Genomic DNA, 13,151 nt, shown 5'->3' on the forward strand with positions numbered 1-13,151 from the left:
TGCTCCTTAGTGGTTATGCGGATCAAATCCGCCTTTAGCGATTTCAGAAGCAACAAAAAATGCGCCTTTGGTTACAATTCGCGTCCCACTATCAAGGCCAATGATTTCCCTAAAATCACCTAAGGCTCGGCCTAGTTCTACTTCTACAGCTTTAAATTCTCCAGGGTGGTCTTCGACAAATACGGTCCAATCACCATCTGCGCTGCGGATCAATGCTTCTTCTGGCACAGCCATCACTTTCTGCTTTGTGGCAAACTGAAAGTAAACTTTTACAAACATACCTGAATGAAGGTTATCATCAGCATTCTGTACCCCCAATCTAATAATTCTTGTACGAGTTACGGGATCAATTGTATGGGCTTCTTGGATAACTTTGGCATTGTAACTCTGGCCTTCTAATTTAAGTACCGCAGGAGAATCAATTGATAAATTTAGCTTTTTATTTGGAGAAACTTTTGCTTCAACCCATAGTTGTTTTTCATCAGCTAACAACATGACTGAATCCCCAGCATCAACACGTTGCCCTTGGATAAAGTCGTCTTGAAGCACGACACCTTCACGGTGCGCCGTTAATGCATATTGCCCAAATGCTTTAATGTCTTTGTTAGAAATACCATTTATTGCTTTTTCAGTTAACCCTAAAGCAATGAGCTTGCCATAGCTCGCATTGTATGTTGTTTCAGCTTGTAATAATCGACTTTCACTCACCGTCTTATTACCCAGCTTTTTTACACGTTGCCATTCGGTTGAAGCGATTAAATAGTCAGCTTGTGCTTGTGCCATTGCTTCACTAAATAATGTAACTAACTTCTGACCTATTTCTACATACTCGCCAAGCGCTGCATGGCGACTGATAATGACTGACTCTGTACGTGGTGATACCACATAACTTTTATAGCCATTAGCTTTTATTTCGCCAGGTGCATATACGGAGCTAAATTGATATTCAGGCTTAACACTTTCCACTTTAATTTTAGCAAGCGACATCTTCTTTGGATCAATAGTGATACCTTCTTCATGTTCTTCTTCTCCCTCTTTATTACCACCTTCATGGCCGTGCTCGTCATGGTCACCTTTATCTTCTTCATGTCCCTTTTCGTGTTCATGCTCATCTTGATGTTCTTTTTCTTCTTGTTTCGAAACGTTTGTGACAGAACCAGTTCCATCTGACGACTGTGCAAAAGCATCATGATTTGTAGTAAACCCAACTAACAGGCTGCTAATTACTACGGCTAAAAATTTTTTACTAATTACTGTATTCATTTTTGTAACCTATATTTTTAATAAATTTAAGATTTCGTTTTTCGCTACTGAAAAAACAAAGCGCTCAAATCTCAAATTTGGATAACTGACCCATACTTAAAATGAAGGATATTTCTGCAAGCTTGAATTGATTTTCCAAACGTATTCCTGCATGAAGCCCTTCCGCACGTTGATTTAATGCAAGTAAGTAGTCAGAAGTATTAATATCACCAGCTTGCCAGCGCTTATTTAATAAGTTTTCGCTGCTATCTAATCTGCCTTTTGTCAGTTTTTGCCATTGCTCATAATATTTTCTACTGACATTAAGCGATTCATAATTAGCTTTTGCTTCAAAAGACTGCTTTCGATATACCGACTGAAAATTCGCCTCGGCTGCAATGGCTTCTGAATAAGCGGCTTTAACATTATCTGTATAGTTATTTCTGATGTTTAAAGGCATTGAAAAAGTCACACCAACCAAGTCTTCATCTCCACTTTTCCCTGCGCTAACGCCAATGGTTGGATTAGCTTTAGATTCCATAGTGGTTAGTTGAGCTTTAGATTGTTGTCCCTTCCATTTCGCTCTAGCAAGTTTAACTTTTGGATGTTCCTCAACCCACTGGGAGTTAAATGAGTAGCTTGTTGCTCCAAAAGTAAATGAAAACAAATTGGTAGTATTAGGCGTCCAATCAGGCAATAACTCCTGAACCTTTACCTCTGCATTTTTCAAAGCAATTTGAGACTCAGATATTTCACTAAAAATTTGCGACAAGTTTAAATAGACTAGCTCAGCGTCAAGTGGCTCTAGAAGTCCAGCTTTTCGTTTGTCTTCAACAATTCCAACGAGCGTTTGCAATTGCTCTTCTCTTTCTGAAAGTAACTGAGCAGCTTTTTTTGCTGCTTGCCAATTAACTAATGCAGTTAAGGCATTAGCCTTTTTAGAATCGAGTAGAGATAACAATTGTTGCTGGTTTGCATAAACATCAATTTCACCAATGGTTTTATTTGTTGATTGCTTATCCCAAAAATCTATCGTTTGACTGATACCAATAGAGTAATTATCAAAATCACCTTCTTTTTCATAGCTTGCTTCAAGCTCTGGGTTATATACGGCTTGAGTTAAGCTTTTGGCTCTATGATTACTTGCATTAAGTAACTCTTTAGCCGCAACAACTTCGGGATCTTTATTTATTTGACTATCTAGCCATGAAATACTTTTCTGTTTGCCATAAGTGGCAACTGAAAAACTCACAGCCATGCATAAAGACAGGGTTAAACCTGTATTTTTTAAAAATATATACATAAAACTTCTTAATTTTTTAATTTATAAACACGAACCCTTTATCCTTCTCATGGACAAATAGGTCATTAAAAATCAATCTAATTAAGAAATGGGTGGGCGAAGTATCGCTTCAAGGTAAGTATTTGTTTGATCAATTTGATAAGGCGTTTTATTGATAATGTTTAGTTTGCCCGTGGTATTTGAATTACTGACTAAAATCCAAGATAAGTGGCTGCCACTGCAATGACCGCAGTGATGACAATCTTTTTCATTATGCTGCTCATCACCTACATTATCATTTGAGACATTTCGATCATCTGCATGATCATGTTGAGTTTGAAGGTGCTCTATATCTATTTGGTGATTCTCAGATGTTGAGGATGCTACAGCAGTTAACGATTGTAAAACAATCGAAATAACCAAGAGCATTTTTAGTACAACATTAAGGTTCAAAGTTATCACCAGTTAAATATAGTATTTAAAATACTAGCAGAAACTATTTTCTTAAACTAGCTTTTCAATTCAGTTTCCACGCTTTTACATTAAATAATTTTTTATTTGACTCTATAGCCACTATAGATTTTATACTTATTTTAATATTATTACGGAGTGTTAAATATGTCAGAAAAATGTAGTGGTCAGTGTCAATCATCTTCTACCAATGAAGATGTAAAAATTGATACACAATTAGATAACTATAGTGGCGCGTTTGTCAGTACATTTAAAGTACCTCAAATGGACTGTCCTTCAGAAGAGAGATTGATTAGGTTAGCACTTGACTCAATTGAGCCTTCAGTTGGGTTGCAATTTGATATTCCTAGCCGTTTAGTCAAGGTTTTTCATGATGAAAATTTAGATGAGATAACAAAAAAATTACAACAACTCAATCTCGGTGCAGAGTTGGCATCAACTAAAGAAAGTTGCAGCACCGAAGCTGCAAAAGCAAAAGATCTAGCCCAAAAAAATGAGATGAAAGAAGCATCAACGCTAAAATGGTTGTTAGCCATTAATGGAGTCATGTTTTTTATAGAAGTAATTGCTGGGATTATTGCGCAATCTGCTGGCCTTATTGCCGACTCATTAGATATGTTTGCTGATGCTGCTGTTTATGGTTTAGCTATATATGCTGTCGGTAAAAGCATAAGCATGAAACTTAGAGCGGCACATATATCTGGTGTACTTCAAATTATTCTAGCGCTAGGTGCTTTGAGTGAAGTCGTAAGACGCTTTATTTACGGTAGTGAACCTATCTCTTCTTTAATGATGATATTTGGTGGAATAGCACTAATCGCTAACATTGCTTGTCTGTTTTTAATATTTGGCAACAAAGAAGACGGCGCTCATATGAAAGCGAGTTGGATTTTTTCCGCAAATGACGTAATCGCAAACGTAGGTGTAATCTTAGCTGGCTTATTAGTTACAGTAACTAGCAGCCGTTATCCAGATTTAGTGATTGGTTTGATTATTGCTGTTGTCGTTTTAAACGGTGCTCGCCGCATCTTACAGCTAAAGTCTTAAGTAGAAAGTAGTTAAAAGAATGCACCCGTCATATTTTAAACCATATATATCATACGTGATAATGATTTTAATCGCGGTGCAGTCTGTGTTTTTTTCGCAAGAAGAGATTGAAGGAAACTTAATTGAAAGTTCTTTTAATATATCACTAACTGAGTCTATTACCCCGCTAAAAGCTCCTGAAAGCTCTAATTTATTTGAGGAGGGTAATAGCCAAACTTTAATTGATAATTGTAATTTTTGTTGCTGCTGTCAGTTATTTTTAAATACAGATTCTTCTTGTAATATTTTACAAGCAATAGAATATTTCCCTACCTACGCCTTAGTTTCCCCTGAGCTAAAAGGCTATATCTCGGTGCCATTCCGCCCACCTAAATACGCCTAAATTTTATAGAAAATTAAGAAAGGTCAAATGTTAATGACCTAAATATCACATATAAATTTATAGGAAAGTATACATGGCACTTAATACCTGTGTGCATCGCAAGATAGCAATTTTAAGGTGTGTAACACCTCGGCTTAAATATATCGCGTTTCTCGCTTTGTCACTTTTTACATTTAATGTTTATGCCTTTGAGAAGCAGTTAAACCTTCAAGAGGCAATTCAGTGGACGCTTAAACAAAATCCAGAACTTAAAATATTTGATTTCAAGCAAACGGCATTAATTGGACGAGAACAAATCGCAAGTTTAAATCCTGCTTATGAACTAGAGCTTGAAGCTGAGAACTTTGCAGGCTCAGGTGAATTTAATACATTCGACAGTGCTGAATTAACAGTCGCTCTATCTTCGGTTATCGAAATGGGAGATAAACGCTCAGCGCGGATTGGAATTGTTTCAAAATCAAGAACACTACTCACTGCTGAAAAAGAAGTCTCTGCGCTTAATTTAATGGCTCAAGTCACTGAGAAGTACGTGGAAGTACTTGCAGCCCAACAAAGAGTTATATTGGCAGAAAATGCTTTGAGCTTAGCACAAGAAACCTTAGAGATTGTATCTCAGCGTAACCGCGCAGGTGCTACTCCTGAGGCTGAAGTGAAACGCTCAAAAGCAGTTATTGCTCAGGCTAACCTCACCCTTCAATCTGAACAAAAGCGCTTGGAATATCTAAAGCTTTCTTTATCAGCTTACTGGGGAGAAACATCAGTGTCATTCTCTAGAGTAACTGGAGATCTGTTTCAGTTTGGCAATGATAGTGATTTTAGTAGTCTCTTTGCGAAATTAGAGAAAAACCCTGCTATTCAAGTTTATGCAAGTGAGCAGCGACTAAAAGAGGCCGAGTTACAGTTGGCTAAAACAGAGTCAACGGCCAATATCAAATGGTCTGTTGGTGTTAGGCGCTCTCAAGAAGCCAATGATACGGCACTGGTCGCTGGCTTTAGCTTACCTTTGTTTGCTGAAAAGCGAAATTCTGGCGCAATCGCTAGTGCGCTAGCAGAGCGTGACCAAGTTGCCATAGAGAAAGAGGCGACTAAGTTAAGATTTAGAAATCACTTACTACGAGCATACTCCAATAGAAAACAAGCCATATTAACAGCTAATTCATTAAAGCAGTCGGTTATCCCAATGCTTGAAGATGCACTGGAAGATACTCAAGACGCCTATCAAAAAGGTCGATATGGATATCTTGATTATGTATCGGCTAGACAAGAGCTGTTAAATGCTCGGCGAACCCTTATTGACGCGGCATCTGCTGCCCTAATTTATGGCGCAGAGATAGAAAAACTAACAAACGAAGCGCTGTCACTCTAAATAAACATCACTTTAAGTTTAATAACAATTTATTGATTCAGTGATTAACTGAATCGTTTAGGAATTCAAAATGAAAAACTATTTACTCGCACTATTGATTTTTATTGGGTATCTATCACCCATTCAAAGTGTTTTCGCTAGTGAAGATGAACATGAAGGCGAAGAAGGCATAAGCAAAATCGACAATAACATGGCAAAAAAGGTTGGTGTTGAAACAGCCTATTTAGCTTCAAAAACGTTGAACCAAACTATCCCTGTATACGGCTCTACGACGATAGGCGCTGAACAATTATTTCAAGTTAGCGCTAGATATAACGGCGTTATAAAGACAATAAACTTCACTGTTGGTGATACGGTAAAAAAAGGCGATCTATTAGCCGTTATTGAATCTAATGAGAGCTTAAATACTTATAAAATAACATCGCCTGTTTCTGGGACTGTTTTACAGCGAAATGGAAATATTGGCGGTATCACGCAAAACACTAGCTTGTTTGAAATCGTCAAATTTGACACCTTGTGGGCTGAATTTAAGGTGTTTACCAGCCAATATAATCAAATCAAAGTCGGTCAGCATGTTGATATTGAGCAAGGTGAACACGCATTCAGTTCAGTCATCACTAATATTATTCCAGCTAAAGATCAGCCTTATGTTTTAGCACGGGTACGATTAAACAACACTGAGTTAAAGCTAACGTCAGGTCAATTATTAAAAGGCAACGTAAAGATAAACCAATTTGAGGTGGATTTAGCGGTCGAGAAAGTTGCCATACAAGAGCTAGGTGGACAATTAGGTGTCTTTGTAAAAGAAAATGAAGAGTACGAGTTTGCACCACTTGTCCTTGGTCGTTCAGACAAAAACTATATCGAGGTCATTGATGGCCTCAGTAAAGACGCTGAATATGTAAACAAAAACAGTTATCTGATTAAAGCAGATATCTTGAAATCTGAAGTAGAAGACGACGATTAGGAGACGCAATATGATTGAATCAATTTTGCGTCTTGCAATAAATAGGCGCTATTTAGTATTAAGCTTGCTGATGGTAATCATCGGCGTTGGTATGTGGAGTTATCAAAAACTTCCCATTGATGCTGTTCCAGATATAACAAACGTACAGGTACAAATAAATACCTCTGCCCCCGGTTATTCACCTTTAGAAGCGGAGCAAAGGGTAACTTTTCCAGTAGAAAACGCATTAGCTGGACTACCAAAGCTGTCTCACACCCGCTCTCTTTCAAGATATGGTTTATCCCAGGTGACCGTTATCTTTGAAGAGGGAACCGATATTTATTTCGCACGCAACTTAATCAATGCAAGATTAGCTGCGATAAAAGGCGTTATTCCCTCTGGCTTAGAGCCAGAGATGGGTCCTATTTCCACAGGGCTTGGTGAAATATTTATGTATACCGTACAAGCTTCTCCTGACGCTAAAATGCCTAATGGAGAGCCTTATACCGCTATTGCCTTAAGAGAAATACAAGACTGGATCATTAAACCGCAATTGGCTCAAGTTAAAGGCGTCATTGAGGTCAACAGCATCGGCGGCTATAACAAGCAGTATCATATAACGCCGAAACCCGAAAAATTACTTTTTCATCAGGTAAGCTTTGAAGACGTTTCTGATGCATTACGTAAAAATAATGATAACCGTGGCGCGGGTTATATTGAGCAAAACGGACAACAAGTGTTAGTGCGCTCCATCGGGCAACTTGCGACAATGGATGAAATCCTCAATGTCATCATCAAAAAGAACGATGGTATTCCTGTAAAAATAAGTGATGTTGCCAATGTTGCTATAGGCAAAGAACTTAGAACAGGGGCTGCTACTCGTAATGGCATTGAGACAGTGCTTGGTACAACCATGATGCTGATTGGTGAGAATTCTCGCACCGTTGCTTTAGAAGTGGAACATAAGCTCAGCGAAATACAAAAATCTCTGCCAAAGGGCATTACCGCAGAGCCTGTTTACGACAGAACAACGTTAGTAGATAAAGCGATTGCAACCGTTACCAAAAACCTCGTTGAAGGTGCGCTTTTAGTTATTGTTGTGTTATTTATTCTACTTGGAAATTTACGTGCAGCTCTCATTACCGCTGCTGTTATCCCTATTTCCATGTTAATGACAATCACAGGTATGGTGCAAGCAGGAGTATCTGCCAATTTAATGAGTCTCGGCGCATTGGACTTTGGCTTGATAGTGGACGGGGCTGTAATCATCGTTGAAAACTCTGTCCGTAGGTTAGCACAGGCCCAACACAACGGTCATAGGCAAGACTTAAGAGAACGCCTAAATACCGTTTTTGAAGCCACTTCAGAAGTGATACGTCCAAGCTTGTTTGGTGTGGCAATTATCACTGTTGTTTACATCCCCATTTTCACGCTAACTGGCGTTGAAGGGAAAATGTTCCACCCTATGGCGGCAACTGTCGTTATGGCGTTAATTTCCGCAATGATCCTTTCAGTTACACTGGTTCCTGCTGCTGTAGCTGTGTTTATGAAAGGTAAAATCAGCGAAAAAGAAAGTGTAGTTATTCGTTCAACCAAGTCTATTTATGAACCATTGTTAAAAATGGCGATGAAATTTCGTTGGATTATTGTTTCATTCTCAACGCTGTTAATGGGGTATAGCCTTTGGTTAGCAACTACGCTTGGGACAGAATTTGTTCCTCAATTAAATGAAGGTGATATTGCACTACAGGCATTAAGAATTCCATCGACTGGCCTAGAGCAATCAGTAGAAATGCAAGAAGTACTTGAGCAACGTATTAAAGCGTTTCCTGAAGTTGATAAAGTATTCTCGCGCATTGGCACACCAGAAGTAGCAACCGACCCAATGCCACCGAGTATTGCTGATATCTTTGTTATTTTAAAACCACGTAAAGAATGGGCCGAACCTTCAAAACCAAAAAGTGAATTAGTTGAAGAAATGGAAAAAGTACTGAAAAACATTCCAGGCAACAACTATGAATTCACTCAGCCTATTCAAATGCGTTTCAATGAATTGATTTCTGGCGTTAGAGCTGATGTCGGCATCAAAATATTTGGTGATGATTTGGATCGGTTATTACTTACCGCAAAAGATATTCTAAATATTGTGAAAACCGTGGATGGTGCCGCTGATGCTCGAATAGAACAGGTCACAGGTGTTCCATCTTTATCAGTAATTCCTAAACGAGAAGCGCTTGGTAGGTATGGATTGAACGTTACCGAATTGCAAGACTGGGTTGCCACTGCGATTGGCGGTGAATCTGCGGGGATCATTTATGAAGGTGACAGACGGTTTGAGTTAGTTGTTCGCCTACCAGAGCAAATAAGAACGGATATCGATAGCTTGAAGCATCTGCCGCTTCCACTTGAGAATGGTAACTATGTGCCAATTGAAGAAGTTGCAGAGCTTAAATCAGAGTCTTTACCCGCGCAGATTAGCCGAGAGAACGGAAAAAGAAGAGTTGTGGTTACCGTCAATGTTCGTGGTAGAGATTTAGGCGGTTTTGTAAAAGAAGTTAAAGCTAAAATTAATCAGGAAGGAGAAATTCCAGCAGGATACTGGCTTGATTATGGTGGAACGTTTGAACAACTAGAATCAGCAAGTAAGCGATTAAGCCTAGTTGTACCGATAACATTGGTTGTTATCCTAGGTATTTTGATTATAGCATTTGGTTCATTAAAAGATGCATTAATCATTTTCAGTGGCGTGCCTTTAGCATTAACAGGGGGCGTATTTTCACTTTATTTAAGAGACATGCCCTTATCAATTTCGGCAGGTGTCGGCTTCATTGCATTGTCAGGTGTCGCAGTATTAAATGGCTTGGTTATGTTGGCTTTTATTCGAGATCTTTGGCATGAAAAAGGCGACCTATACGTAGCGATCATTGAAGGTGCCATCATTCGTTTAAGACCTATTTTAATGACGGCACTGGTCGCAAGTTTAGGTTTTATTCCAATGGCGTTAAACACTGGAATTGGTGCAGAAGTACAACGACCACTAGCAACAGTTGTTATCGGCGGTATTGTATCTTCTACCATTTTAACTTTGTTTGTATTGCCTATTTTATATCAATGGGCGCATGGCGCTGAGAGTAACAAACAGCAATCCGACGAAATCTAAAAGCAAAAAAGCAGCTTAATTACTAAGTTATGCCTAATTAAGCTGCTTTTTATATTGTATGCTCCAAAATTTTATTGATAAAACTTACTCTGCTTCATCCCTACAATTTTCATTTAAAAACTCAAACTCTATCGTCGTATGCGATAAATGATAGGAAGATAATTTAGCTGCAACCTCTTGTTTAAGCTTAATTAATTCTTTAACGTCAAAGTTGTCACTCAGCTCAAGGTGCGCTGTTAAAACGTGACTTTCACCATCCAGTGACCAAAAATGCATATGGTGTATACCATTTACTTCAGGAAATTCAATTAATGACTGCTTAATACGCTCTTGGGTCTCTTTATCGGGTGCAGCTTGAAGAAAAAGCACCAATGTTGATTTAAGATTTTTGAAAACGTTAAATAAGATAAACAGCGTAAACCCTATTGATAATAGAGGATCTAATATCGGCAGTTCAACGAACAACAATACAATAGAGACTATAAGAACGGCAACCCAACCGAGTACAGCTTCAAGTAGGTGCCATGTCAGCACTTTTTCATTTAGTGTTTCACCCGCTTTTAATTTGAATACCGCATAACCATTTACGGCAACACCGAGTATGGCTAGCCCTAACATCCCCTCAACTACAGGCATTTCAGGATTGGACAGCTTAGGTATTGCTTCAAATAAAACCCAAATAGAGCCGATAATCAAAACAATACTATTTACCAATGCACCAAAAAGTGTAAGTCGGCGATAACCATAGCTGAATTTGTCTGATGCTTCTTTATCTGAAAAACGACTTAAAATCCACGCAAAACCTATTGAAAGACTATCACCAAGATCGTGAACGGCATCCGCCATTATCGCCGTACTGTTTGTGAGCCAACCACCTATAAATTCGATAATGGTAAATATCACATTAAGGAAAAATGCCCAACCAATCCGGTCGTCTTTACCATGCTGATGACTGTGACTATGGTTGTGCATTTTGTACCTCCAGTACTTTTTTATTTCTTATTTTTGATACATTCATATTAGTCAAATGTCGGATCACTCGTTGATACAACCAACGTTTTACACCTGATAGATTAGTACCTTTTTCGAGATAGAACTTATCTGGTGAATCATAAAGCCCAAAGTCGTCATGAATACCTTCTTTTTGAATATAGGTATCCTCTCCACGCCAATCCGTACCGGGTGAAGATAAGCACTTTGTTGCAACACCATAACCACAAAACTCATCTTTTGCTTGGCTAAATTTCTGCTGTAGTGAGCTTAAGTATTGCTCATCCAATATAAAGCCCTCTAAGTTTATCCAACGCCCTTCAAAGTAAACTTCTACCCAACTATGAATGATGTATTTAGGTGCTAACCAAAATACAAGCTTAGGATAGCACCTTTTTATAGTTGCTGATCAATGGTAAAACCTTGGAAACGACACTGGATACCTAGTCCACGCAATAGTGCCATTAACAGATTACCCTTAGTATTACATTGTCCATAACCATCTGCTAGCACATCGCTTGCTGAAATATCATCACTCTTGTTATAGCCAAACATTATTTCATCTTTTACAAACTGATAAGCGGCACCAATTTTGTTGAAATTATCCAAATTTTTCCACCCTCGTTGATCGATCAGGGATTGGATATCTTTGTGTTCAAAATTAACGATATTCGTATTGTTTAAATATTTCTCAGTCATTTTTATATATCCCTTTCGTTGCATACCTATACTATAGATCCTATAGTAACTATAGAGTCAAATGTCTGGGGGAAATTGATGAAAATAGGCGAATTGTCAAAAAAATCGGGCTGTTCAATACAAACGATTAGATATTATGAAAGAGAAGGATTACTGTTAAATCCAAACCGTTCAGAAGGTAATTTCAGGCTGTATGATAGTAAAGCACTTAAACAATTGGAATTCGTAAAGCATTGTCGCAGCCTAGATATATCACTCAATGATATTAAACGTCTTATCGAATTAAAAAATAAGCCAGAAGAAAGCTGCTCTAGCGTTAATGCATTAATTGATCAGCAACTTGCACTAGTGAATAAACGTATGAAAGAATTAAGGGCGCTTAAAGCTGAATTACAACAGATGGCAAGTGCTTGTGGTTCAGACAATACAATTGAAGCGTGCGGCATCATCAAATCATTGGATAGCTAAACTAAATATAACTTTAGATTAGTAGTATTCACAAAGGCAATAATGTAAACCATTGGCAAATTAGCACAATCATTAAATTTAAATGTAGAAACCATTCGTTTTTATGAACGAGAAGGGCTGATTACACAACCTGAAAAACCAATATCTGGTTATAGACAATATGACGAAACAATAGCAGGACAACTTAGGTTTATCACAAAAGCCAAAGCGCTCGGCTTTACGTTAAGAGAAATAAAATCGCTAATGTCTATGGACAGCAACTGCACTCAAGTTGAGCTATTAAGCCGACAAAAGTTAGCAATCATTCGAGACAAAATTAATGACCTTCAACGTTTAGAGAAAGTAATTGTGGATATGACAAATACCTGTATGCAAAACGAAGATCCAACACATTGCCCCATAATTGATTCATTAAAATGATTGACTCCGTACTTATATACGGAGTTTAGAATGATGGTAATATCAACCAATAGACTTTCAAATGATAAATAAAATATTAGACAGAGTAGGCTCTAGTGGCGTTTGGCTAGCGGCACGGCCTGCTTCCCTGCATTAAGGTCACTTGCATCGGCATTAGGACTAGGCTTCTTCTCTCACTTCGAAGGAATAGCTGTAAATACGCTTTTACCTATTTTTGCATCTTTGGAACTATTGGTAAACTTATACAACTGGCACAAAAATAAAAACCATACCAGAGCTGTCTTCAGCATTCTAGGGCCTGTAGCAGTGCTATTAACGCTTTATCCTCTTTGGCTATATGATTGAAGCACATACCTATTTTACTTTGGTATTTGCTTAATGGTCGTTATGTCGGTTTTGGATATCGTAAAACCAGTAAGGGAGCAAACATGCAACGTATGGCTAATTGCCGTCGTTGAAACGATTAACGGTCAATGTCTGCTTTTCGCTCTAAGCGGACTAGAAAAATTTCACAAAATTTATTAATTAAATTTATAAATTCTTAAACACTAGGATGATTAAAAATTTATTGCCAAAAGAATTCTGGAATCAAATTTAGATTAGGTCTATTTAATAAAATTAGAGGGCTAGTGCTTTTTTAAATCATGCAATTGATAAAAAACTTTAGTCTCGTTGTAA

Annotated in this window: 12 protein-coding genes and 1 pseudogene; 8 read left to right on the forward strand and 5 right to left on the reverse strand. The window is 38.0% G+C overall.

The window, feature by feature from the left end:
* Positions 1-6: 6 nt before the first annotated feature.
* From H5160_RS08215 to H5160_RS08225, 3 genes are all read right to left on the reverse strand, one after another.
* Positions 7-1,263 carry an efflux RND transporter periplasmic adaptor subunit gene (locus tag H5160_RS08215; RefSeq protein WP_010388432.1) on the reverse strand — a complete coding sequence of 419 codons (1,257 nt, stop codon included), beginning with the start codon at positions 1,261-1,263 and terminating at the stop codon, positions 7-9.
* Positions 1,264-1,327: 64 nt separating this feature from the next.
* The gene (locus H5160_RS08220) at positions 1,328-2,545 is read right to left on the reverse strand and encodes a TolC family protein (protein ID WP_010388430.1); all 1,218 of its coding nucleotides are present in this window, start codon (positions 2,543-2,545) and stop codon (positions 1,328-1,330) included.
* Between the two features lie 81 nt (positions 2,546-2,626).
* Positions 2,627-2,977, reverse strand: coding sequence for a hypothetical protein (locus H5160_RS08225; RefSeq protein WP_010557528.1), 351 nt, complete (start codon positions 2,975-2,977; stop codon positions 2,627-2,629).
* Between the two features lie 165 nt (positions 2,978-3,142).
* Here H5160_RS08225 and H5160_RS08230 point away from each other — a divergent pair, with 165 nt between their 5' ends.
* From H5160_RS08230 to H5160_RS08250, 5 genes are all read left to right on the forward strand, one after another.
* Positions 3,143-4,042 carry a cation transporter gene (locus H5160_RS08230; RefSeq protein WP_002962256.1) on the forward strand — a complete coding sequence of 300 codons (900 nt, stop codon included), beginning with the start codon at positions 3,143-3,145 and terminating at the stop codon, positions 4,040-4,042.
* A gap of 85 nt (positions 4,043-4,127) precedes the next feature.
* On the forward strand, positions 4,128-4,424 hold the full coding sequence (locus H5160_RS08235; protein WP_232007049.1) for a hypothetical protein: 297 nt from the start codon (positions 4,128-4,130) through the stop codon (positions 4,422-4,424).
* Between the two features lie 73 nt (positions 4,425-4,497).
* A complete protein-coding gene (locus H5160_RS08240) occupies positions 4,498-5,790 on the forward strand; it encodes a TolC family protein (RefSeq protein WP_002962255.1) in 1,293 nt (430 codons plus the stop codon).
* Between the two features lie 70 nt (positions 5,791-5,860).
* Complete coding sequence (locus tag H5160_RS08245) at positions 5,861-6,757, forward strand: efflux RND transporter periplasmic adaptor subunit (RefSeq protein WP_002962254.1); 897 nt, start codon at positions 5,861-5,863, stop codon at positions 6,755-6,757.
* A 10-nt stretch (positions 6,758-6,767) separates the two neighbouring features.
* Positions 6,768-9,896 (forward strand): efflux RND transporter permease subunit, encoded by a 3,129-nt coding sequence (locus H5160_RS08250; RefSeq protein ID WP_002962253.1) that lies wholly within the window; start codon positions 6,768-6,770, stop codon positions 9,894-9,896.
* A gap of 84 nt (positions 9,897-9,980) precedes the next feature.
* Here H5160_RS08250 and H5160_RS08255 read toward each other — a convergent pair whose 3' ends face one another.
* Together H5160_RS08255 and H5160_RS08260 are read right to left on the reverse strand one after the other, a co-directional pair.
* On the reverse strand, positions 9,981-10,868 hold the full coding sequence (locus tag H5160_RS08255) for a cation diffusion facilitator family transporter (protein WP_182737205.1): 888 nt from the start codon (positions 10,866-10,868) through the stop codon (positions 9,981-9,983).
* Positions 10,855-11,585 (reverse strand): annotated as a pseudogene (locus H5160_RS08260) (transglutaminase family protein). The gene H5160_RS08255 and the pseudogene H5160_RS08260 overlap by 14 nt, the downstream one beginning before the upstream one ends.
* A 78-nt stretch (positions 11,586-11,663) precedes the next feature.
* Between H5160_RS08260 and cadR the strand changes: the two are divergent.
* The 3 genes from cadR (at position 11,664) to H5160_RS20660 (ending at position 12,818) form a co-directional block, all read left to right on the forward strand.
* Complete coding sequence (gene cadR, locus H5160_RS08265) at positions 11,664-12,053, forward strand: Cd(II)/Pb(II)-responsive transcriptional regulator (protein ID WP_002962247.1); 390 nt, start codon at positions 11,664-11,666, stop codon at positions 12,051-12,053.
* Positions 12,054-12,104: 51 nt separating this feature from the next.
* Positions 12,105-12,473: a MerR family transcriptional regulator gene (locus H5160_RS08270; protein WP_028834999.1), complete on the forward strand. Its 369-nt coding sequence runs from the start codon at positions 12,105-12,107 to the stop codon at positions 12,471-12,473.
* Between the two features lie 102 nt (positions 12,474-12,575).
* The gene (locus H5160_RS20660) at positions 12,576-12,818 is read left to right on the forward strand and encodes a MerC family mercury resistance protein (RefSeq protein ID WP_327077832.1); all 243 of its coding nucleotides are present in this window, start codon (positions 12,576-12,578) and stop codon (positions 12,816-12,818) included.
* Positions 12,819-13,151: the final 333 nt, after the last annotated feature.

Source organism: Pseudoalteromonas sp. SG43-4 (genome assembly GCF_014164325.1).
GTDB classification, from domain to species: Bacteria; Pseudomonadota; Gammaproteobacteria; order Enterobacterales; family Alteromonadaceae; genus Pseudoalteromonas; species Pseudoalteromonas distincta.

What these genes read in the sequence shown, in the direction of transcription:
- H5160_RS08215 (WP_010388432.1), bottom strand. Translation starts at nt 1,263, where the DNA reads ATGAATACAGTAATTAGTAAAAAATTTTTAGCCGTAGTAATTAGCAGC.
- H5160_RS08220 (WP_010388430.1), bottom strand. Translation starts at nt 2,545, where the DNA reads ATGTATATATTTTTAAAAAATACAGGTTTAACCCTGTCTTTATGCATG.
- H5160_RS08230 (WP_002962256.1), top strand. Translation starts at nt 3,143, where the DNA reads ATGTCAGAAAAATGTAGTGGTCAGTGTCAATCATCTTCTACCAATGAA.
- H5160_RS08240 (WP_002962255.1), top strand. Translation starts at nt 4,498, where the DNA reads ATGGCACTTAATACCTGTGTGCATCGCAAGATAGCAATTTTAAGGTGT.
- H5160_RS08245 (WP_002962254.1), top strand. Translation starts at nt 5,861, where the DNA reads ATGAAAAACTATTTACTCGCACTATTGATTTTTATTGGGTATCTATCA.
- H5160_RS08250 (WP_002962253.1), top strand. Translation starts at nt 6,768, where the DNA reads ATGATTGAATCAATTTTGCGTCTTGCAATAAATAGGCGCTATTTAGTA.
- H5160_RS08255 (WP_182737205.1), bottom strand. Translation starts at nt 10,868, where the DNA reads ATGCACAACCATAGTCACAGTCATCAGCATGGTAAAGACGACCGGATT.
- cadR (WP_002962247.1), top strand. Translation starts at nt 11,664, where the DNA reads ATGAAAATAGGCGAATTGTCAAAAAAATCGGGCTGTTCAATACAAACG.